We start from the raw sequence: 20,468 nt of genomic DNA, 5'->3' as shown, positions 1-20,468 counted from the left end.
TCCTGGCCTGCGCGTTTCCCGGTCGGCGGGCCGGGAATCCGGGTCGTCCGGCAGCGCGGCGCCCGGCGCGCCGCCCGACGAACGGACGCCGCGCCCATGACGTACCGTCCGACACTTGCCACCGCCTCCGACACTGCGACGCTGACGCTGGGGGTCGAGGAGGAGTACCTCCTGCTCGACCCGGACACGGGGGAAAGCCTGCCGGTCGCCGACCGGGTGCTCGCCGCGCTGTCCGGCAGCGCCCGGGACCAGAGCCGGCAGGAGTTCCGGCACAGCATGGTGGAGATGGTCACGCCCGTCACCGCCGACCTGGCCGAGCTGCGCGCCCACCTGGTGGCGCTGCGTCGCTCGGTCGGCGACGCGGCCGAGGCCGCCGGGGCCCGGCTCGTCGCGGTCGGCGCCACGCCCGTGCACGAGCCGCACCGGACGGTGCCGGACAAACCGCGCTACCACGCGATGTCCCGGCGGTTCGGGCCGGTGGCGCACGATCCGGCCGTGTGCGGCTGCCACGTGCACGTGGGGATGGCCGACCGCGAACTGGCCATCCAGGTCTGCAACCACCTGCGACCGTGGCTGCCGGTGGTGCAGGCGATCACCGCCAACTCGCCGCTGCACGACGGCCGCGACACCGGGCACGCGAGTTGGCGTTCCATGCAGCTGGAACGCTGGCCCAGCATCGGGCCGACCCCGCACTTCGAGTCCGTCGCCGACTACGACGCGACGGTGGCGGAGCTGATCAACGCCGGGATCATGCTCGACGCGGCGATGGTCTACTGGTACGCCCGCCCGTCGGCCGCGTACCCCACGGTGGAGGTGCGGGTGGGCGACGTCTGCCCCGCCGTGGACGACGCCGTGCTGGTCGCCGGGCTGGTCCGGGCGCTCGTCGCGACGCTGGCCGACGACGCCCGTGCCGGGGTCCCCGCCCGGCGGATCCGCGACTGCCTCGTCTCCGCCGCGCACTGGCGGGCCGCCCACGACGGGTTGGAGGGCGACCTCATCGACCTGCGCGCCGGCATCGCCCGTCCCGCCTGGGACATGGTCGGGGAGCTCGTCGACACGGTCACGCCGGCCCTGGCCCGCCACGGCGACCTCGACTACGTACGCGACCAACTGCTCCGGCTGCGCCGCGACGGCAACGGCGCCACCAGGCAACGCCGCGTCATGGCCCGCACGGGCGACGACGTGCGCGCCGTCCTGGACCATCTCGCCACCGAGACCCGCGCCGGCTGAGCCGTCCCGTTGCCATGACGCCCCCGGGGCGGCGCGGTCAGCGGACGTCGTGGGACTGTAGCCAGAGTTCCAGCAGGCCGAGCTGCCAGAGCTTGTTGCTGCCGGCGGCGGCCTGCGCCCGATCCGGCTCCGCCAGCAGCTCGGCGACGTATTCGCGGCGGAACAGGCCGCGCTCGCGGGCGGCGGGCGCGGCGAGGGCCTCGGCGACGAGCTGCCGTACGGGGCCGTCGACGTTGCGCAGCGCCGGCACCGGGAAGTAGCCCTTCGGCCGGTCGATCACCTCGGCGGGCAGCACCTGACGGGCCACCGCCTTGAGTACGCCCTTGCCGCCGTCGGCCACCTTGTGCTCGGGCGGGCAGGCCGCCGCCAGGGCGACCAGGTCCTGGTCCAGGAACGGGGTGCGCACCTCCAGCCCCCACGCCATGCTCATGCTGTCCACCCGCTTCACCGGGTCGTCGGGCAGCATCAGGTGGGTGTCCAGGCGCAGCACCGCGTCCAGCGCCGTCTGGGCGCCGGGCGCGGCCAGGTCCGCGGCGAGCAGCTCGCGGCTGGCGTCGCGGTCGCAGGCGTACGCGGGGTCGACCACCCGGTTCAGCTCGGCGTGGTCGCGGTCGAAGAACGCCTCGGCGAAGGCCGCCGCCGCGCCGTCGAGGGGCACCCGCGTCAGGGGCTGGTGGTAGCCGTAGCCGGCGAAGACCTCGTCGGCGCCCTGGCCGGACTGGGCCACCTTCACGTGCCGGGCCACCTGCTCGGAGAGCAGATGGAAGGCGACCACGTCGTGGCTGCCCATCGGCTCGGTCATGGCGTGGACGGTCCGTCGTACGGCCGGGACCAGGTCGTCGTCGGCGAGCCGGATGCGGTGGTGGTCGGTGTCGAAGGCGCGGGCGACCAGGTCGGAGTAGTGGAACTCGTCGCCGGCCTCGCCGCCGCGGCTGTCGAAGCCGATGCTGAAGGTCCGCAGGTGCTGCTGCCCGGCCTCGGCGAGCAGGGCCACGATCATGCTGGAGTCCAGGCCGCCCGAGAGCAGCACACCGACGGGGACGTCGGCGACGAGCCGTCGCCGTACCGCCTCGCGCAGCGCGTCCCCGACGGCCGCCCGCCAGTCCTCGGCGTCCATGCCGGCGTGGGCGGGGTCCCGGGCGTAGTCGGGCCGCCAGTACACGTGTTGGCGGCTGCGCCCGTCGGCCTCGACGACGCGCACGGTGGCCGGGGGCAGCTTGCGGATGCCGCGCAGGACGGTGCGGGGCGCCGGCACGATGGAGTGCCAGGAGAGGTAGTGGTGCAGCGCCACGGGGTCGATCGAGGTGTCCACGTCGCCGGCGCGCAGCAGCGCCGGCAGGGTGGAGGCGAAGCGCAGCCGCCCGGGTGACTCGGCGAGGTAGAGCGGCTTGATGCCGAGCCGGTCGCGGGCCAGCACGAGCCGGCGCCGCCGCCGGTCCACGAGCACGACGGCGAACATGCCGACCAGGTGGTCGACGAAGCGCTCGCCCCACTGCGCGTACGCCACCAGGACGACCTCGGTGTCGCTGGTGGAGTGGAAGGTGTGCCCGGCGCCGCGCAACTCCTCGCGCAGCTGCGGGTAGTTGTAGACGCAGCCGTTGAAGACCAGCGCCAGCCCCAGGTCGTCGCGGACCATCGGCTGGGAGCCGGCCTCGGTGAGGTCGATGACGGTGAGGCGGCGGTGCCCGAGGATCACCCAGCCGTCGTCGAACAGGCCCTCACCGTCGGGGCCCCGGGAGCGCATCGCCTCGGTCATCCGGGTCACCGCGTCGGCGTCCGGCGTCGATCCGTCGAACCTCGCCTCGCCGCTGATGCCGCACATGGTCAGTGGTCACCGGGCTTGCGGGGCGTCGGACCCACCGTGATCACTCCCGTCGGCGTCGTGGTTGCGCCGGACCGCCGCTCGCGGGGGCCCGGTCCCGTCCGCAGGACGGGCGGCTGGGTACCCGCCGCCGGGGGCGACAAACCCGGGTGGGGACCCGGCTGCGCTCCCCGGTGGGCGCGGGCTCGGTGGGCTGCGTCAGTCGCGCAGCGTACGCAGGATGCGGGCGAGCTGTTCCCGGTCGGCGGGCGCGAGGCCCCCGAACAGCTCCTCGGCGGCGGCCCGGCGGGCGGCGCGGATGGCGGCGCCGGTGCGCGTACCCTCCTCGGTCGGCGCGACCAGGGTGGCGCGCCGGTCCGCCGGATCGGGCCGGCGCCGCACGAGCCCGCGCGTCTCGAGGTCGTCGACGACCTCGGTGGCCGAGCGCGGGGCGATGCGCAGGTGCTCGGCGAGCGCGCTGAGCCGCAGCGCGCCGTGCCGGTTGAGTACGCCGAGCGCCCGGGACTGGGCGGGCGTGACGTCCCAGGGCGCGAGTGCCTCGCGGGTGCGGTGGCGCAGTCGACGGCTCACCGCCCAGAACGTCTCGGCGAGCCCGTCCTCGCCGCCGTCGTCGCTGCGGTGCGTGTCTGCCGTCACGGGAATACGGTAGCAGCGAAAGCTGTTGCTCCCTCATGTTGAGGCAACCTCAGCATCTCCGACGTGAGGAAGTACGCCTTGGAACCCGTCCCCGCCGGCCGCGACCGCGGCCCACACAAGGTCAGCGCCGCCGAGAAGGCCCAGGCCCGCCAGGTGTCCCTGCGGCGCATCGGCGCCCTATTCGCCCGGCACCGGGCGGCGCTCGCCGCCGTCACCGCGATCATCGTGGTCTCCTCGGTGCTCGCCATGGCCTCGCCCTTCCTGCTGCGCGCCGTGATCGACCGGGCCCTGCCGGAGCGCGACCTGACGCTGCTGGTCGCGCTGGTGGCCGGCATGGTCGCCGTCGCCGCCGTGACCTCGGTGCTCGGCGTGGCGCAGACCTGGATCTCCACCCGGGTCGGCCAGCAGGTCATGCACCGGCTGCGCACCGACGTCTTCACCCACCTGCAACGGCAGTCGCTGGCGTTCTTCACCCGCACCCGCACCGGCGAGGTGCAGTCGCGCATCACCAACGACATCGGCGGCATGCAGAGCGTGGTCACCTCGACGGCCACCTCGATCGCGGCCAACCTGACCACGGTGGTCGCCACCGCGGCGGCCATGGTCGCGCTCTCCTGGCGGCTCTCCCTGGTCTCCCTCGTCGTGCTGCCGCCGGCCATCTGGCTGACCCGCCGCGTCGCCCACCTGCGCCGTGAGATCACCGCGCAGCGCCAGCGCGAACTCGCCGACCTCAACGTCACCGTCGAGGAGGGGTTGTCGGTCAGCGGCGTGCACCTGGCCAAGACGCTGGGCACCGGCCCCGCCCTGGCCGCCCGCTTCGCCGCCTCGTCGGAGCGCCTGGTCGACCTGGAACTGCGCTCCGAACTCGCCGGCCGCTGGCGGATGGCCACCATGAGCGTCGTCTTCGCCGCCATCCCGGCGGTCATCTACCTCAGCGCCGGCCTGCCCGGCGCCGCCGGCACGCTCAGCATCGGCACCCTGGTCGCCTTCACCGCGTTGCAGGGCGGGCTGTTCCGCCCCCTGATGGGCCTGCTCAACGTGGGCGTCTCCGTCACCGCCTCGCTGGCGCTGTTCGCCCGGATCTTCGAGTACCTGGACCTGCCCGTCGAGGTGGCCGATCCCGCCGAGCCGGTCGACGTGGACCCCCGCCGGGTCCGGGGCGACCTGCGCCTGACGGACGTCACCTTCAGCTACCCGGGCAGCGACACCGCCGCCGTCGCGGGGATCACCCTCGACGTGCCGGCCGGCACCGGCCTGGCCCTGGTCGGCGAGACGGGTTCCGGCAAGAGCACCCTGGCCGCGCTCGTCAGCCGCCTGCACGACCCGACGAGCGGCCGGATCAGCATCGACGGCGTCGACCTGCGCGACCTGCGCCTGGCCGACCTGGCCGCGATCGTCGGTGTGGTCAGCCAGGAGACGTACCTGCTGCACACCACGGTGCGGGAGAACCTGCGCTACGCCCGCCCGGACGCCACCGACGCCCAGATCGAGGACGCCGCCCGCGCCGCCCAGATCCACGACCTGATCGCCGGGCTGCCCGACGGCTACGACACCGTCGTCGGCTCCCGCGGGCACCGCTTCTCCGGCGGCGAGAAGCAGCGCCTCGCGATCGCCCGTACGCTGCTGCGCGACCCGCGCGTCCTGATCCTCGACGAGGCCACGAGCGCGCTGGACACCGAGACCGAGCGCGCCGTGCAGCGGGCGTTCGACGAGGTGGCCCGGGGCCGCACCACCATCACGATCGCCCACCGGCTCTCCACCGTGCGCGACGCGGACCAGATCGCCGTGCTCGACCACGGCCGGATCGTCGAGTCCGGCAGCCACGACAGCCTGCTGGAGCGGGCCGGCCGCTACGCCACCCTCGCCGCCTGATCGGGCCGACGCGCGCTTCTCAAAACAGTCGCGAAAACCGTCTCATTATTCTGCGACGGCCGGGTCGAGGTGGCGGTAGACGGTGGCCCGCGAGACGCCGAGCGCGGCGGCGATCTCGTCGGCTGAGTGGCCGCCCTCGGCGTACATCCGCCGGGCCGTCTCGACCTGCTCCGGACCCATCGCCCGGGGCCGTCCGGGGCGGCGCCGGCCCCTCGCCGCACCGCCGGAAGCCGGCGCACCCGCGCCACCGTCGGCCGCCGTGCCCGCGCCAGCACCGGCTGTCGGCGTGCCCGCGCCGCCCGACGTGCCCGTGCCGTCGGGCGGGCCGGAGCCGACCGGGTCGCCGAGCAGTCGGCGCACGCCGTCCAGCATGTCCGCCCGCAGCGCCGCGTCCGGCACGTCGGCGAAGAAGACGATCGGGTCGCTGCACGCGGCGACCGCCTGCACCGCCCGCACCCGCTCCCGGCGCCCGGCGTCCGGCCCGGCGATCAGGTCGTTCGCGCGCATCGCGATGCGCATCAGACGGTGGAAGGTGTCGCCCCGGGTGATGAGCGCGATGTCGTGGAAGAGCATGCCGAGCGGGCGGCGGTGGGTCAGCATGGTGTCCACCCAGCCCTCCAGCACCGTCCAGCGGGCCCGCTCCGCCGGCCCCGCCTCGGCCGCGTCGAGCAGCGCCTCCAGGTCGGCCACCAGCGGCTCGACCAGGGCGGTGAGCAGGTGCTCCTTGGCGGGGAAGTGGTAGAGGATCGCCGCCTTGGTCAGCCGCAGCCGTTCCGCGATCTGGCGCAGTGAGGTGCGCTGGTAGCCGTGCTCCGCGAACAGGTCCAACGCGGCGCGCAGGATCCGGGTACGCGTGTCGTCGGGGGCGTCCGCCGTCATGGCGGCAAGCGTAGCCGCCGCTGACCGGTGGGAGGCATCACTGTTGATTCGACTGACCATCGGTCAGTACAGTGTGGTCATTGGCACCACCAGCGGCAGGAGGGGTCATGCCCGTCATCTCCATCGACGACCTGGTCAAGACGTTCGGCAGCGTCCGCGCGCTCGACGGGCTCGACCTGACGGCCGAGGCGGGGGAGGTGCACGGCTTCCTCGGCCCCAACGGCTCCGGCAAGTCCACCACCATCCGCGTCCTGCTCGGCCTGCTGCGCCGCGACGCGGGCGACGTGCGGGTCTTCGACGCCGACCCGTGGCGCGACGCGGTGGCCCTGCACCGCCGCCTGGCGTACGTGCCCGGCGACGTGAACCTGTGGCCCAACCTCTCCGGCGGAGAGGCGATCGACCTGTTCGGCCAACTGCGCGGCGGCCTCGACCGGCGCCGCCGAGACGACCTGCTGGAGCGCTTCGACCTCGACCCGACGCGCAAGTGCCGCACCTACTCCAAGGGCAACCGGCAGAAGGTCGCCATCGTCGCCGCCTTCGCCTCGGACGTCGAGCTCTACGTGCTCGACGAGCCCACCTCCGGGCTCGACCCGCTCATGGAGGCCGTGTTCCAGGACGAGGTCCGCCAGCTCAAGCGCGACGGCGCCACCGTCCTGCTCTCCAGCCACGTGCTGGCCGAGGTCGAGGCGCTCTGCGACCGGGTCAGCATCATCCGCGAGGGCCGCACCGTCGAGTCCGGCACCCTCACCGAGCTGCGCCACCTCACGCGTACGGCCGTCACGGTCGAGACCGCGCGGCCGGCGACGGGCCTGGACGCCCTGCCCGGCCTGCACGACGTGCGCGAGGTCGACGGTCGCACCCACCTGGAGGTCGAGCCCGCCCACCTCGACGAGTTGCTCGGGCACCTCGTCCGCTTCGGCGTACGCGCGCTGACCAGCGCCCCGCCCACCCTGGAGGAGCTGTTCCTGCGCCACTACGGCGACGAACGCCCCGCCGTCGCCGCCGGCACCTCCGCGCCGGCCGGCCCGACCGACGGCCACCGCCCCGACGCCGACCGGCCGGCGGGTGCCCGGTGAGCGCGTTCACCGGCACCGGGCGGCTCGCCCGCCTCGTGCTGCGCCGCGACCGGGTCCGGCTGGCGATCTGGGTGCTCGGCACCCCCCTGCTCGGCTACGCCCTCGCCGGCAGCGTCAAGGAGTTCTACCCGGACGAGGCGGCCCGGGTCGGCTACGCCGGCACGTCGGCGTCCAGCCTGGTCGCCCGCGCGTTCAACGGGCCGATCGCCGGCACCGACCTGGGCGCGGTGGTGGTCGCCGAGACGTACGTGACGCTGGCCCTGCTCGCCGCGCTGCTGAGCACCTTCGCGGTCGTCCGGCACACCCGGCAGAACGAGGAGACCGGCCGGGCGGAGCTGCTCGGCGCCTCCGTCGTCGGCCGGTACGCGCTGCTCACCGCCGCCCTGCTGGTGATCGTCGCGGCGAACGTTGCCGCCACCGTCCTGCTCGCCGCCGCCCTGGCCGGCGCCGGGCTGCCGCTCGCCGGGTCCGTCGCCGCGGCCGCCGCCATCGGTGGCGTCGGGGTGGCGTTCACCGGCGTCGCCGCCGTCACCGCCCAACTGTCGGTCACCTCCCGGGGCGCCAACGCGCTCGCCGCCGCCGCGGTCGGGATCTCCTTCCTGCTCCGCGCGGCCGGTGACGTGCTGGGCGAGCAGACCGACGGCGGCCTGCGCGTGGTCAGCGCCTGGCCGTCCTGGCTCTCCCCGCTCGGCTGGGGCAACCAGGTGCGCGCCTTCGGCGGCGAACGTTGGTGGACGCTGGCGCTGCCCGTGGCGCTGCTGGTCGCCGGGGTGGCGCTCGCGTACGCCCTCGCCGAGCGGCGCGACATCGGCGCCGGGCTCGTCGCGCCCCGGCGCGGGCCGGCCACGGCCACGCCCGGCCTGCTCAGTCCCGCCGGGCTGGCCTGGCGGTTGCAGCGCGGCGCGCTGCTCGGCTGGGCGATCGGGGTGGCGGTGCTCGGGTTCTCGATGGGCATCGCCGGCGACGAGTTCAACGCCATGATCGAGGAGAACCCGGCCGCCGCCGAGGCCATCAGCGCCATGGGCGGCGGCGCGCGGCTGATCGACGCGTACCTGGCGGCGATGCTGGGGCTGTTCGCGCTGACCATCGGGGCGTACGTCGTGCAGGCGCTGCTGCGCACGCGCACCGACGAGGCGGACGGGCTGCTGGAGGCGGTGCTCGCCACGGCGGTCGGGCGTACCCGCTGGCTCGTCACCCAGGTGCTCGCGGCGACGTTCGGCGCACTCGCCCTGGTGCTGTTGGGCGGGCTCACCACCGGGCTCGGCTACGGCCTCGTCGCCGGCGACCCGCTCGGCCGGGCCGTCGAGCTGGGCGGGGCGGCACTCGTGCGGCTGCCGGCACTGCTGGTGGTCGTCGGAGTGGTGACCGCGCTGTTCGGACTGCTGCCCCGCTGGTCGGTGGCGCTCTCCTGGGCGGCGCTGATCGCGTTCCTGCTGCTCGGGCAGCTCGGCGCGGTGCTCGACCTGCCGCAGGCGGCGCTGAACCTGTCGCCGTACACCCATGTGCCGTCGGCCCCGGCGGTCGACCCGGCGGTGCTACCGCTGGCCGTGCTGACGGCGGTGGCGGCGGCGCTGCTGGCGGCCGGCATGGCCGGCTTCCGCCGCCGCGACGTCCCGAGCTGACGGGGGCGCGTGTCAGGAGGCGGCGAGGGGTTCCCGGGAACCGGCGTCGAGCCGTGCGGCCACCCGGGTGACCGCGTCGCGGATCATCGTGCCGTACCCGTCGTCCGGCAACTCCGCGGCCAGGGGCGCCGCGAGCGCCAGGTGCTCCCGGGCGCCGGCGACGTCACCGGCGCGACGGTACGCGTCGGCGAGGTTGAGGTGCAGGGACGGCAGCAGGGCGCGGACCCGCAACGAAGCGTGGTGCCGCTGGACGCGCTCGTCGCTGAGGTCGGCTACGGCGGCCAGCGCGCGACGGTCCCACGTCACCTCGTCCGCAACCGCATCCTGAAGGTCGGCCAGGTGGTGCGCGACGGTGCACCGGTGCAGTGCGTCCCCGTCCTCGCCGATCCGGTCCCAGAGCGCCGTGAGGGCCTCCCGTGCGGCGGTACGGTCGCCCGCCGCACCCAGCTCCAGGGCACGGCCGATGTGCGCCATGACGTCGTCGGCGTCGTTCGTGTCCACCGTGCTCCTCGCGGTCGGGGCCGGCAGTCGGCCGTCGGTTCTCGTCGCACAGGCTGCGGCCTCGACCCACTCGAGGGTCAAGCTGCGTACGACCTCCGGCGTGGTGGTGCCGGTCCGGTTGCCGCCGGCTGGCAGGCTCCAGCTATGGCAAGCATCGTCGCGCAGTTGCCCGCTCTCATCGGCGTGCTGATCGGCACTGTCGGCACGATCGTCGCCACCTCCGTGGCCGATCGCGCCAGATGGAAGCGGAACCAGGGCGTCCGCTGGGACGATCGACGGCTGGACGCGTATGTCGAGTTCGCGCGGGTGATCAAGGAGATCCACGCTGTGGCGGTACGGATGCTCGCCGACGAGCGGCCCCACTCGCGCGGGCACCGGATGGACCGGGAGGAGGGCCTCGCTCAACTGGCCGACGCGGACGTCCGGCGCACGCTGGCCTGGGAGAGCCTCCTGCTGCTCGGGGACGCGGCGACGGTGTCGGCGGCACGCGACTGGCGGGACGCCGTGTGGGGGATCGAGATGGTTGCCCGTGGGCTCCGCCAGGACGACGACCCGGCCGACCTGCTGCAAAGGGCCAATGAGGCGCGCGACCTCTTCTACCTTGCGGCCCGTGGCGGCCTCGGCGTCCGTGGCGGTTCCGTCGCCCAGGCCAGGGCGCTCGAACCGAGGCTTGACGAGATCCGGGCAAGCCGGGCGTCGGTGCGTACGCCGGAGACGTCCTCATAGGCCTCAGGCTGACCGTTGAACGCGACCGGAGGTTCTTTACTTAGGCCGGCGAGTTGGACGTAGATCTCGCGCTTGTCGGTCGCCGCGCCGCGCCGGTTCAGGACGTAGCCGGTCAGCCAGATCCAGCCGGCGTACGTCGGTTGGTCGCAGACCGAGACGACGCGGAAGGTCAGGGCGCGGTCGCCGGCGAACTGCACCGAGGCCCGGCCGTCGACGACGAGCAGGTCGCCGGGGGAGGGGCGCGCGGTCACCAGTGGCCGGCGTTGCGGTGGTGCTCCTCCGGCGGCCGGCACTGCCGCGCGTGCATGGTCTGCCAGTCGCGCAGCGCCCGCTTGATGCGGTCGTTCTCCTGGCTGAGCAGCCGTACCGTCTCGTTGAGCATGGCCAGTTCGTCGGAGACCCGGGCCTGGAACTCGCGTACCTCCACGGGGTCGACGCCGCGCCGGCGTGCAACGAACTCGCGGGTCCGCACCTCGTGCGGCGTCAACCGGCCCGGGTAGCCGGCCGGGTAGGGCTGGCCGCCTCGATACACCTGAGCCACGACGACCCTCTCTCCAGGGCAGGCGGGAGCGCGCAGGCTCCGCGCGGTGGGGTCTGGAAGGGCGGGTCGCCCGCGCGGGGGTCGCGGACGACCCGCCCGCTCGGCCGCCGCAGCCCGATCCAGCGGTACGACAGCAGAGCAGCCGGACAGGGCCGGGACGGGCATGGACACCCGCCCAGACCAGGGGATGAGCCGAACTCGATGCCACGCGAGGACCGGCCTGGAACCAACATAGCTAGACATGTCAGATGAGTCAACGTTGCTTGTTAGGCGCGTCGCGGTGTGATCGAATCGGATTGCCACGCGAGGAGTGCCATGCGAGAAGTGCCGGACTATTGGCGCATCGCCGACGATGTGATCGCCGACGTCAGATCCAAGAAGTTGAAGCCAGGGGACAGGCTGCCCTCGATTGCCGAGCTGCGTCAGAACTACGGCGTCAGTCACGGGACCGTGCAGATGGCCTACGCCCGGCTGGAGGCGTTGCGGGTGATCCGCCGGCAGCAGGGCAAGGGTGTCTTCGTCACGGACCCGAAGACCTGGATGCGGGAGCCGTAGGCAGCGGGGCTGGCCGGCTCGGCGCTCGACCGGACCAGTCGTCTTCGTGGTGACGGGTAGCCGACAGTGCCGATGGCATTGCGACTGTCAGTCTCACCCTGGGGCGGGAAACTCGATGCCGGCTCTCGGAATTGGGGGAGCGGACGTCACGGCGATCGCCCCGGCTGGCCGGCGCGACTGACTTCGTGATGGCGGAAAGTCGGTGCCGCCGGGCGAGGTTCGTAGCGGTACGCGGGGTTGCCGGATCGCACAGGTGGATGGAGCTGTCGGGCCGCACGACTGTCGCGGTCAGCGCGGTGCGACGGGGTGCACGCCTGACTGACGCGTAGGGGGATGACCATGGCACGTCGGCCGCGTTCGCTGGTGCTGCTCCTGGCTGTCGTTCTCGTCGGCGTTGCCGGTGGTGTCGGTGCCCGGCTGCTGCGCGAGAGGCCGCAGCCCGAACTGCTGCCCGTACGGGTGGTCTTCACCTCCTCCGCCGCCGAGATCTCCGTCGCGGGGGAGCGGGACGGGGGGTGCGTCGAGGCGGCGGTGCTCGGCGAGTGCCTGCCGGTCGTGCGGGTGATGCAGGAGCCAGGCGAACCCCTGCGGGCGCTCGCGCTGACCGGGGTGGTCTCGCCGGGAATCTCCCTGCTCTACTGGGGCTGCCGTGAGGGCGCCGGTGTTCCGGTCTGTACGGCGGCTCCCCAGCCCGCGGATGCCGTGGTCTGTGTCACCACGTCCAGCGAGCATGACCTCCAGGCGAGCGCGGCGTGCACGGAGCTGAGCGGCACCACCCGCACCCCCGCTCCGGCCGCCCGCACCGAAGTGGTCCAGTTCGTGCCGGTCACCCGGGACGGCCGACCGGCGCCGGGCTACCAGGTCACCGAAGTCGGAAGTCAGCAGCCGGACGAGTGCTTCCCGGCCTATTCGGCGACCGCACCGGACATCGTCTCGTGCCTGCCGTTCGTGCTCGGCGCGCACGCCTGCTGGGTCGAGCCGGACCGCACCAAGGTGCTCTGCGGAAGACCGGGCACCAACCAGTTGATCCGGTACGAGATGCGGCAACCCGTCGCCAGCGCTGATCCGCCGGCAGAAGAACGGCGTGGTCCGCTACTGATCGAGCTGCGAGATGGCACCAAGTGCACCAGGCGGTGGGGCGGCCCGGCCCCGTCGTGGCCAGGCCCGCTCACCGCCTGGTACTACTGCAGCGGCCGCGGGATTATGGTGCAGGTGGCCGATGAACCCCTGATCTCCCGCACAGACCCATACTGGACGGTGCGTCTCGTCGATCCCCTCGACGTCGGCGGCGATCCCGCACTTCAACCCTACGAGGTCGCGTTCGTGCACTACGCGGGGCGGCCGTAGCGCGGCTCACCAATCAAGCTCGACGAGGGAGTTCCCGGACTTCGGGTCGCGGCCGTAGGTCACGCCGTACTTGGACACCGCGCGCCAGCCGACGGTCTGGAACGGTTTTCCCGACCCCAGGTCCACGACCACCGTCTCCCGGCGGCCGTCCTGGGTGACCTCCAGCACGAGCTCCCATTCGTAGCGGACCGGGCGGCGGGTCGCGCCGACCAGCTCGAAGACCAGCGGTTCTCCCTCCGCCGCGAACCGGTTCTCCACATCGGTGAACACCCGACCGGTCGGCTTGCCGTCCCTGTCGGCCGTGAGGGCGTCCTTGCGCGGGGAGTCCAGGTCGAAGTAGACGACGTCGACGGGTCCGCCGCCGTCCGGCGGGTTCACCAGCCGCGTCCCGGACGGTGCCGGCTGTTCCGACCGAATCCGGGCCCGCATGGATTCGATGTGCACCGGCTGCTTCCGATTGCCGGTGAGGGTCAGCCGGTAGCGCGAGACGGAGACGCAATCCGCGGCGCAGATCCAGCCGACCCGCGTGCCGCCGAGTGCGGTGAGGCGCCGGTCTTTCTCCGCCAGGCGCTCTTCGAGGCTCTGGCCTGGGGCCGGCGAGGCGTCGATGAAGGAGAACGCCTTCAGTGGCAGCACCGTCGGGAACACCCACGCGACACCGTCGTCAGCCTCGTGGAACGCCTCGCGGACGCTGACGTGGAACGGCGGTTCCCCGAGATGCAGCGGGTCGGTCGCCTTGTCCTCCTGCTGCTTGTTGATCGGCGCGCAGGCGTACGTCAATGCGCCTGCGACAAGGACGCCGAGCAACGTGATCGCGAGGGTGTTGAGGTTCTGCCGCCGGGGGGAGACCTCACCGGTCATGCTGCTACGACCTCTCTGCGGGGAGACTTCGGTTCCTCCGTGATGGCAGCGGCTGGTGCTCGATTGTGGGTCATGGGCGGTGGTGAATCTGTCGCCAGTTCGACACTCGCACGTCGGGGACTCACTTGCCCGGACCGACGTGTGGGCTCTCGCGGTGCTACGCGAGGGCTGCGGCCGAGTACCGATCCACCTGCTTGCCGAGCAGGCTGGCCACTACGTCCGCGTCCGCGCTCATCAAGCCGCCAGCACCCGTCGAGATCATGACCGGGCCGACGAGAGCGAAGCCTTGCAGCACCGTGCCGTTGTCCATCTCGATGCGGACGCCCAGACTGGCTTCGCCCGTCTCCGGTAGGTTCATCAGCGCGTACGTCACCTTCTGACCGTTCAGAGTGTCCTTGCGGCAGGTCTGCAGCACCTCCGCCAGCTTGTCGAACGACGCCTTGGCCTGATCGGCACTGCCGTATTGCCGTAGCGTCACCACGGCGACCTCGGTGTTCAGGCCACCGCCCTTCTGGTACGACCGGGATACCTCGACCTTGGCGGTGTGGGGCTGCCGGTAGTTGCAGAACGTCTTGTCGCTACCGTCGTCCTCCTCGTCCGGCGCCTCGCTGTAGCCCGCCGGCATCGACTTCAGCGGCAGCAGTGCCTGGGTGAGGGCCGCCTTGTCGAGCCGCTTGTAGGTAGCCGCGGCCGGTGAAGCCGTGGGACCGGTGGCCGGCGCGGAAGCACTGGGAGTTGGAGGCGGCTCGGCTCCGCCACCATCACCGCCGCAGGCAGCCAGGGTGATTGCCGCGGTGACGGCGGTCGCGAGGATCGTGACGGTACGGCTCAAGTGCATTGGAGTCCTTGCTTGTGGCGAGTGGCCGGCACAGCCTACGTTTGTCGGCCAATCTGACGAGGTTGTTGCGTCTGTATGATGATGACTGCTTGATAGGCAACTCGGGTCAGTACACGCGCGTGGGAAAGGAGCGGGAGCGGTCCGTACCGCCGGTGTTCGCAGCAGGCCTCATCGACCGTGCTCCCAAACCGTCCGCTCCACGACATCCGGCTCGGTCCCGCCGCCCCAGCCACTCGCTCTTTCGTGAGTCCAGGTTAGGTACTCGCCGTATTCGGCCGCGCTCCAGGGACCAAGCGGTCGCCAACTCGTGCCCCGGCAGCGGTTCATGCCGATCACCACGTACTGGTCCAGGATCAGGGGACGGTGGTCGCCCGCCGTCGAGTCCCAGCCGAGGAAGTAGAGCAGCTTGGTGAAGAAGGATGGACCCAGCCGCTTCAGCCTGTAGTCACCGCCGTGATGGAGGGCCGCGTATGCCGCCTCAGGTCCCTTACTCCGCAAGACCTGGAGTGCCTTACCGAGGTGCCGCTCCGTGTCACCGTTGTTGAGATCGAACACTTTGCGCAGGCGGGCCGGCCCTCGCCCGCCGGGCAGCCCGCTACCCCATACGTACGCCCCGATCAGAATGTCGATGGCCGCGCGGCCGGTGTGTGCGGCGGTGCCCGCCTGCAGCAGGTCCCCGCGTGTGATGCGTGGCCAGCGGCCGAGCCGAGGGCGGTCCTCTAACCAGGCCGGCAGGTCGAGTCGAGTCCGGCAACCGTCGCCGCCAGGCCTCAGGATTGAACTGGAACCCGTGGTTGAGGATGTACGTCTCACGCGAGGGAGGTTCTCCCGCAAACGGCGCACACGCTGGCTCGCTTGTCACCGCGACGCCCTCGGCTTCGGCACGAATCTCACTGCTCGGCGGGTGAGGTCGGGATGAGCGGTGAAGCCGGCGTCTCCCCAGGCCCGGCTGTGCGGATGTGTCTGGTCGCCGTTGGCCCACCACGCCTCGTACCGGTAGGCCGATTGGGGTAGCCCACCCGGCACCAGTTCTGAAACTTCGTCGAGCGGGTACCGTACCTCGCTTGTCCGCCGCCGAAGGTGATCTCGCAGAGCGTCGTACTTGGACACGTGGTCTCCATCAAACTGTGTCGAGATCGCTGCTCTGCACGCGCGGATGAAGATGGAGCGTATTGAAAGCAGCGCCTGCAGGCTTCGTCCGATTGGTTCGACCAGTGCCGCCGCCGGCGTCCGAACCGTGACCGTCAGCGGTACACGAAAGCTGATCGGCTTCGCTAAGGTCAGCACCTGGTACCAACGAGGGGAGAAGACGTGGCGAAGCCGGGTGGTGTCTTCTGCTTTGAGGGCCAATGGGCCGACGACCTCGCGGAGCGAGGCTCGGTGCTGCCGACCCTCGAATTGCTCGACCGGCTGGGCAGCATCCGGTTTATTCACCGCGACACCGCCACCCCCCAGGAGCTCCGCTACTACCTGGAGCGGTGGCTGTCTCGCAAGTACTCCGCCTACCGGGTAGGTTTCTTCGCGCTGCACGGGGCGCCAACCCGTTTGCAGCTCTCCGACTCACACACCGTCGGGCTGTCGGAGATCGCCAGCTGGGTGTCGGGCCAGTGTGATGGCAAGCGCCTCCACTTCGGAAGCTGCTCGGCACTGCGGGCCTCCGCTACGACCCTCGGCGAGTTCCTGCGAGAGACCAAAGCGGCGATGCTGTGCGGGTTTACGAAGGACATCGACTGGATCGAGTCTGCGGCGTTCGAAACGGTCGTCCTGAACAACATGGTCAACGGCGTCAGGATTGACAGCGTCGAACGGCTCGTAAAGTCACCGCGATGGGCGCCGTTGGCGCAGCACCTCGGGTTCCGCATCGTCTACCCGAACGGCCGGTCGACGTAGTCACGCCTACGGCGCGGGCCCGTGCCGGCACCTCCGACAGGGAGAGCACCTGAACGGCTGATCGCCGGTCGAGCGCTGCACTGGGTCCGAACTCCGGCCCCCCAAGCTCGCATTGACTCATCCTGCCGTGTCGAGGCACGACGACGGCTGATCGACAACGACGGGTATCTGACTCGGCGGTCAGATCAACATCCCTGGGAGAGTCGATAGTGTCACTGTGAGCGCTGCTCTGATTTCGCGACGTAAGCGCGGACGGATCATCGTATGGGGGTTACGGATGGCACCGAGCAGACGGCGGGCGGTCCTGATCGGGGTGAACCAGGGCGGGCGCGACGTACACCTGCCGGCGCTGCGCTACGCGGAGGCCGACGCCCAGGCGATCCGGGGCATGCTGCTCGACGAGACGATCGGGACCTTCGACGACGGCGACGTCACCATGTACATCGGCGCAGACGCCGACTGGCACGGCATCAAGACCAAGCTTCGCGAACTGGCGCTGGACTCGGGTCCCTCCGACGTGCTGCTGGTGTACTTCGCCGGTCACGCACTGGTGCCCGAGTGGAGCAACCAGCTCGACGCATACCTCGTCACGGCGGACCTCGACCCGGACGGCCTCCGACGCGAGCCGGACAACGGCCTGCGGATGACCTACCTCAAACGGGACGTCTTCGAGACCTTCGCCGGCGCGTCCTTCCTCATTCTCGACTGCTGCCAGGCGGGGGTCTACCTCGACGCAGACCTTCGCCACGCGGAGGCGATGCAGACCTACCGCACCCAGATCGACCGGCACAGCGCCCTGCTCGCCTGCCGGAGCGGCTCCGCCGCCAGGGAGAGCGAGGAGTACGGCCACGGGGTCCTGACCCACCATCTGCTGCGCGCGCTGCGCGGTGAGGCCGCTGACGACGGCGGGCGCGTGTCGTTCGGGCAGATGGCGACATTCGTGGCCGAGCAGGGGATCGAACCGCCGCCGGTCCAGCTCGTGCAAATGTGGGGTCCGACCACCGTGCTGGCGCAGCCGCCGGTATCCCGACACGACCGCCAGTCGCTCAGTTCACCGGCCAACCCGGGCACCACGCGGCCCTGCAAGAGCCCGCTCGAAGACCAGTCCAGCTCCATCCTGCAGCTTCTCGGCCGGGTGTTCCGGTCGGAGACCCGCCCGGTGCAGTCGCCGCAGCAGACCGGATACGCCGACCGGGTGGAGATCATGCGGTACGCCCTGGGGGCCGAGTCGGTAGCGGTGGTGGAGTTCTCCGGCACCGCCATTCGTGTGGTCAACGCGACTCCGCGCTTTGACAAGGAGGAGCTGCGGCCGTTGTTGGAGCTCAGCTCCGCCGATGCCATCAAGTATCGGACTGGGATGCCCGGCCACATCGTCTCGAACGACGCGGGTCGTCGGATTCTCTGCGTCCCGCTCCTCCACGAGGACGACAAGGTCCTGGCGTTGACCGTGGTCGATCCAGCTCCTGCGCTGCTCGACATGGGGGAGCCGCTCGCCGTGATGCTGCGGGCGATGTGCGACGCCAACTTCCTCGGCGACCCGATCCACGCCGAGATGCGGGTGATGACCGCGCTACGGACCGCCTTCGGCCGGCTGCCGCTGAACCTCTACGAGTACGCCTTCAGCCTCTATCAGAAGCTGGTCGGCTCCATGTTCATGGTGTTCCAGCCCGTCGTCGAGCTGGCCCTGCGGCGGACGGGCGTGAGCATCCAGAGCTTCGAGGCACTTGCGCGCCGCGGGGACCACGAGACCCGCGCTCCGCTCAGCGCCCTGCAGATGGCGTACGCCTGGGGCGACCGCTTCATCATCGAACGGGACGCCCTTCTGCTCACCAAGGCGATCCACTCCTACGACGCCGCGGACGCCGCCGCCTCGTACCAGGGCACGAAGCCGTTATCGGTCAACGTCGCCGTCCGCTCGCTGCTCAGCGACGCATACCTGGCCCAGGTGAGCAAGGCCCTCATCGAGGCCGACATGAACCCGCGGACCCTCACGCTGGAGATTTCCGAACAGGATGCCATCGAGCCCGGGCCGGGTGAGCGGTGGCTGCAGGAACCGCTTGCCTACTTCCACCGTCGGCTGACCACCCTGGCGCGGGACCTCCGGATCACCTTCGCCGTCGACGACTTCGGCGTCGGGTACGCCTCGCTGGCCCGGATGGCGGAGCTGCCGCTGACCCAGATCAAAGTCGACCGCGCGGTGCTCCACCATCCCTTGGCCATGGAGGAACTCGCGCTGGTGGCGCGGGTGGCCCGGCACGCTACCGACCTCGGGCACGCGCACACCCCACGGCCCGTCATCGTCGAGGGCTACGACGACGCGGCGCCGATCAGCCTCAAGCAGATCTACGACCTGGGAATCCACCATGTGCAGGGTTTCTTCTGCGGGAACTCGGCGTCAACGTCGCTGCACGACTTGGAGGAGCCAATCCGTGAGCAGATCGCCAGTCTGGTGAGAGGTGAGAAGTGACGAGCATCAGAATGTTGTTGCCGGCCGAGGTCTTCGACGAACTCGACCTGCCCTACGAGGGCGTCCGGGACGTGTCGGCGGTGACCCTCGCCATCGAGGGCGTCGCCGTACTGGCGAACCTCGCTACCCTCGCGGCGCTTCAGCCGCATTTGGGAGCCCTGGCCGCCGCGATCCGCAACTGGCGATTGCGGGATTCTCGGCCCTCGGTCGTCCTGACAGTCAAGGGACCGGACATCGACCTGAAGATCGACCTGCCACGCAATGTCAGCCGGGCAAACCTGCTCGATCAGCTTCGCCCGCTTCTCGACGGCGAGGACTGACCACAGCCCGAGGCGTTCGGAGCGGCGTGGCGAAGGCCGGCAGACCCGGCAGCGCTTGACAATGGTGCGCCTCACCCAGCGGCAGGCTCGGGCGTGTTGAGGACCTCCAGTATCGCAGCGGCGACCTGCTCGATGTAGTCGATCGTCTGCGTGGCGCCGGCCCCGTCGATCGGGCGCTTCTGATTGGGACCCTCAGGATCCTCGTCGTACTCGTGGGCGATCTTGTGGCGGCGCTGCACGATCTGCCGGAGCTGCTCCTGCACGTCCTTGCCGGTGCAGGTGACGCCGTCACCGCTCTGTTCGGTGAGCACCCGCGCCACCCGGTCCCAGAAGCCCTTGACGTCGTGGACGAGACCGAAGCCTTCGCGGATCTTGTCCGGGTTCTGGTAGACGAGGTGGCCCTGATCGCGCAACTGCTGGTCGAGGGCCTCCACGAGCGTCTTCGTGCCGAGCTGGACCTGCTCGACCAGGCCGAGCGAGATCTGGAAGGCCAAGAACGCTCTGGGCTTCTGGGCCGTGGGCTGCGCGACCAACTCCAGCATCCGTGCCCTGATCTCCTGTCGGACCCAGTGGTCCAGTGCGGCGACGCTCTGCACCCAGGCTGCCCGGAACACGTCCGAGACCTCGAACGCCCCCACCTTGAGCTGGTCCAGGTGTTGGCCTGCGGTGGCGAGGCTACGTGCGTAGTCCAGGTTCCGCCGCAGGTTCTTGAACGGTGCGGAGTCGTCGTCGTGGCCGAGTGGGGCGGTGGTGACAGGCTCGTCGGCGAGCACCGTCGCCGGTGCGTCGAACCCCAGAAGCCGCTCGAGTCGGGCGACGCTGTCGGCCTGGTTGATCCGGTAGACGGTGGTCAGCGACGGTAGAGCGAGCACTTCCCGTTCCACCGACGCCCGAGGAATGTCGGTGCGGGACCACCGCACGGCCCGCGCGTGGCGGATTCCCGAGGGAAGGTCGGTCCGGTACTCGTAGGGCCCGGTCACCCGGCCGACAGCGACGTCGGGGCTGGCCCGTCGGAGGGAAGAGCACGATGTCACCCTCGGACATCTTCGTTCGAAACGCGACCAGTTGGATGGCGTAGTTCTCCACCGTGCGCCGCTCGACATCCGGGTAGGCGGCCCGGACGCGCTCGCGGATCTCCGTGGCGGACGCGGTTTCGTTTAGATCTCCCGCAGCCGACCAGCCGACCGCGATGAGACTCTTGTCGAGGGCTAGGGCGCGTTTCGTAAGTGGGTGTTGGTCGGGTGGGGTCACGGCGTGGCGGTGATCGATAACTGAAGAGGTCTCC

Annotated in this window: 20 protein-coding genes and 1 pseudogene; 10 read left to right on the top strand and 11 right to left on the bottom strand. The window is 71.2% G+C overall.

What is annotated here, in order from left to right; translation table 11 throughout:
- Nucleotides 1-96: 96 nt before the first annotated feature.
- Nucleotides 97-1,230: a carboxylate-amine ligase gene (locus AC5L34_RS26780; protein WP_441177913.1), complete on the top strand. Its 1,134-nt coding sequence runs from the start codon at nt 97-99 to the stop codon at nt 1,228-1,230.
- A gap of 37 nt (nt 1,231-1,267) precedes the next feature.
- Here AC5L34_RS26780 and AC5L34_RS26775 read toward each other — a convergent pair whose 3' ends face one another.
- The gene (locus tag AC5L34_RS26775; RefSeq protein ID WP_441177914.1) at nt 1,268-3,052 is read right to left on the bottom strand and encodes an N-acetylglutaminylglutamine amidotransferase; all 1,785 of its coding nucleotides are present in this window, start codon (nt 3,050-3,052) and stop codon (nt 1,268-1,270) included.
- A gap of 198 nt (nt 3,053-3,250) precedes the next feature.
- Nucleotides 3,251-3,688: a MarR family winged helix-turn-helix transcriptional regulator gene (locus tag AC5L34_RS26770; protein ID WP_441177915.1), complete on the bottom strand. Its 438-nt coding sequence runs from the start codon at nt 3,686-3,688 to the stop codon at nt 3,251-3,253.
- Nucleotides 3,689-3,841: 153 nt separating this feature from the next.
- Between AC5L34_RS26770 and AC5L34_RS26765 the strand changes: the two genes are divergently transcribed.
- Nucleotides 3,842-5,560, top strand: coding sequence for an ABC transporter ATP-binding protein (locus tag AC5L34_RS26765; RefSeq protein ID WP_494827589.1), 1,719 nt, complete (start codon nt 3,842-3,844; stop codon nt 5,558-5,560).
- Nucleotides 5,561-5,605: 45 nt separating this feature from the next.
- Here AC5L34_RS26765 and AC5L34_RS26760 read toward each other — a convergent pair whose 3' ends face one another.
- Nucleotides 5,606-6,439, bottom strand: a complete 834-nt coding sequence (locus AC5L34_RS26760; RefSeq protein ID WP_441177916.1) for a TetR family transcriptional regulator — start codon at nt 6,437-6,439, stop codon at nt 5,606-5,608.
- A 107-nt stretch (nt 6,440-6,546) separates the two neighbouring features.
- Between AC5L34_RS26760 and AC5L34_RS26755 the strand changes: the two genes are divergently transcribed.
- Both AC5L34_RS26755 and AC5L34_RS26750 read left to right on the top strand, forming a co-directional pair.
- Complete coding sequence (locus AC5L34_RS26755; protein ID WP_494827514.1) at nt 6,547-7,515, top strand: ABC transporter ATP-binding protein; 969 nt, start codon at nt 6,547-6,549, stop codon at nt 7,513-7,515.
- The gene (locus AC5L34_RS26750) at nt 7,512-9,137 is read left to right on the top strand and encodes an ABC transporter permease (RefSeq protein ID WP_494827513.1); all 1,626 of its coding nucleotides are present in this window, start codon (nt 7,512-7,514) and stop codon (nt 9,135-9,137) included. The genes AC5L34_RS26755 and AC5L34_RS26750 overlap by 4 nt, the downstream gene beginning before the upstream one ends.
- A 12-nt stretch (nt 9,138-9,149) precedes the next feature.
- Here the strand turns inward: AC5L34_RS26750 and AC5L34_RS26745 are convergent, their stop codons facing one another.
- Entirely contained in the window at nt 9,150-9,611 is a 462-nt protein-coding gene (locus tag AC5L34_RS26745; RefSeq protein WP_441177931.1) for a hypothetical protein, read from the bottom strand.
- Nucleotides 9,612-9,782: 171 nt separating this feature from the next.
- Between AC5L34_RS26745 and AC5L34_RS26740 the strand changes: the two genes are divergently transcribed.
- On the top strand, nt 9,783-10,364 hold the full coding sequence (locus AC5L34_RS26740) for a hypothetical protein (RefSeq protein ID WP_494827512.1): 582 nt from the start codon (nt 9,783-9,785) through the stop codon (nt 10,362-10,364).
- A 247-nt stretch (nt 10,365-10,611) separates the two neighbouring features.
- Here the strand turns inward: AC5L34_RS26740 and AC5L34_RS26735 are convergent, their stop codons facing one another.
- Nucleotides 10,612-10,905 (bottom strand): DivIVA domain-containing protein, encoded by a 294-nt coding sequence (locus AC5L34_RS26735; protein WP_494827510.1) that lies wholly within the window; start codon nt 10,903-10,905, stop codon nt 10,612-10,614.
- 315 nt (nt 10,906-11,220) lie between these two features.
- On the opposite strand from AC5L34_RS26735, the gene AC5L34_RS26730 reads away from it, so the two are divergent.
- Complete coding sequence (locus AC5L34_RS26730; protein WP_357565614.1) at nt 11,221-11,460, top strand: winged helix-turn-helix domain-containing protein; 240 nt, start codon at nt 11,221-11,223, stop codon at nt 11,458-11,460.
- Between the two features lie 339 nt (nt 11,461-11,799).
- Complete coding sequence (locus tag AC5L34_RS26725; RefSeq protein ID WP_441177922.1) at nt 11,800-12,807, top strand: hypothetical protein; 1,008 nt, start codon at nt 11,800-11,802, stop codon at nt 12,805-12,807.
- Nucleotides 12,808-12,813: 6 nt separating this feature from the next.
- Here the strand turns inward: AC5L34_RS26725 and AC5L34_RS26720 are convergent, their stop codons facing one another.
- The 4 genes from AC5L34_RS26720 to AC5L34_RS26705 all read right to left on the bottom strand — a co-directional run bounded on the left by AC5L34_RS26720 (nt 12,814) and on the right by AC5L34_RS26705 (nt 15,616).
- Complete coding sequence (locus AC5L34_RS26720; protein ID WP_494827508.1) at nt 12,814-13,668, bottom strand: hypothetical protein; 855 nt, start codon at nt 13,666-13,668, stop codon at nt 12,814-12,816.
- 157 nt (nt 13,669-13,825) lie between these two features.
- The gene (locus AC5L34_RS26715) at nt 13,826-14,500 is read right to left on the bottom strand and encodes a hypothetical protein (RefSeq protein WP_357720539.1); all 675 of its coding nucleotides are present in this window, start codon (nt 14,498-14,500) and stop codon (nt 13,826-13,828) included.
- A gap of 174 nt (nt 14,501-14,674) precedes the next feature.
- Nucleotides 14,675-15,319, bottom strand: coding sequence for an 8-oxoguanine DNA glycosylase OGG fold protein (locus tag AC5L34_RS26710; RefSeq protein WP_494827506.1), 645 nt, complete (start codon nt 15,317-15,319; stop codon nt 14,675-14,677).
- Between the two features lie 45 nt (nt 15,320-15,364).
- Nucleotides 15,365-15,616 (bottom strand): DUF7662 domain-containing protein, encoded by a 252-nt coding sequence (locus tag AC5L34_RS26705; RefSeq protein WP_441176694.1) that lies wholly within the window; start codon nt 15,614-15,616, stop codon nt 15,365-15,367.
- Nucleotides 15,617-15,817: 201 nt separating this feature from the next.
- On the opposite strand from AC5L34_RS26705, the gene AC5L34_RS26700 reads away from it, so the two are divergent.
- From AC5L34_RS26700 to AC5L34_RS26690, 3 genes are all read left to right on the top strand, one after another.
- The gene (locus AC5L34_RS26700; RefSeq protein ID WP_494827504.1) at nt 15,818-16,396 is read left to right on the top strand and encodes a DUF6642 family protein; all 579 of its coding nucleotides are present in this window, start codon (nt 15,818-15,820) and stop codon (nt 16,394-16,396) included.
- Nucleotides 16,397-16,613: 217 nt separating this feature from the next.
- Nucleotides 16,614-18,863 (top strand): EAL domain-containing protein, encoded by a 2,250-nt coding sequence (locus AC5L34_RS26695; RefSeq protein ID WP_494827502.1) that lies wholly within the window; start codon nt 16,614-16,616, stop codon nt 18,861-18,863.
- Nucleotides 18,860-19,183, top strand: a complete 324-nt coding sequence (locus tag AC5L34_RS26690; RefSeq protein WP_494827501.1) for a hypothetical protein — start codon at nt 18,860-18,862, stop codon at nt 19,181-19,183. Before AC5L34_RS26695 ends, AC5L34_RS26690 begins: the two co-directional genes overlap by 4 nt.
- Before the next feature lie 71 nt (nt 19,184-19,254).
- On the opposite strand, the gene AC5L34_RS26685 is transcribed toward AC5L34_RS26690, so the two are convergent.
- Together AC5L34_RS26685 and AC5L34_RS26680 are read right to left on the bottom strand one after the other, a co-directional pair.
- Nucleotides 19,255-20,163 (bottom strand): hypothetical protein, encoded by a 909-nt coding sequence (locus AC5L34_RS26685; RefSeq protein ID WP_494827598.1) that lies wholly within the window; start codon nt 20,161-20,163, stop codon nt 19,255-19,257.
- Nucleotides 20,164-20,212: 49 nt separating this feature from the next.
- Nucleotides 20,213-20,434 (bottom strand): annotated as a pseudogene (locus AC5L34_RS26680) (hypothetical protein); the annotation flags it as partial.
- Nucleotides 20,435-20,468 lie beyond the last annotated feature (34 nt).

This window comes from Micromonospora sp. ZG13, from assembly GCF_059359355.1.
This window is presented reverse-complemented; position numbering and strand designations above follow the sequence as displayed.

Bases quoted from the DNA above. Each gene is read 5' to 3' on its own strand.
- AC5L34_RS26725 (WP_441177922.1), top strand. From the start codon at position 11,800: ATGGCACGTCGGCCGCGTTCGCTGGTGCTGCTCCTGGCTGTCGTTCTC.
- AC5L34_RS26760 (WP_441177916.1), bottom strand. From the start codon at position 6,439: ATGACGGCGGACGCCCCCGACGACACGCGTACCCGGATCCTGCGCGCC.
- AC5L34_RS26780 (WP_441177913.1), top strand. From the start codon at position 97: ATGACGTACCGTCCGACACTTGCCACCGCCTCCGACACTGCGACGCTG.
- AC5L34_RS26775 (WP_441177914.1), bottom strand. From the start codon at position 3,052: ATGTGCGGCATCAGCGGCGAGGCGAGGTTCGACGGATCGACGCCGGAC.
- AC5L34_RS26740 (WP_494827512.1), top strand. From the start codon at position 9,783: ATGGCAAGCATCGTCGCGCAGTTGCCCGCTCTCATCGGCGTGCTGATC.
- AC5L34_RS26745 (WP_441177931.1), bottom strand. From the start codon at position 9,611: ATGGCGCACATCGGCCGTGCCCTGGAGCTGGGTGCGGCGGGCGACCGT.
- AC5L34_RS26755 (WP_494827514.1), top strand. From the start codon at position 6,547: ATGCCCGTCATCTCCATCGACGACCTGGTCAAGACGTTCGGCAGCGTC.
- AC5L34_RS26720 (WP_494827508.1), bottom strand. From the start codon at position 13,668: ATGACCGGTGAGGTCTCCCCCCGGCGGCAGAACCTCAACACCCTCGCG.
- AC5L34_RS26730 (WP_357565614.1), top strand. From the start codon at position 11,221: ATGCGAGAAGTGCCGGACTATTGGCGCATCGCCGACGATGTGATCGCC.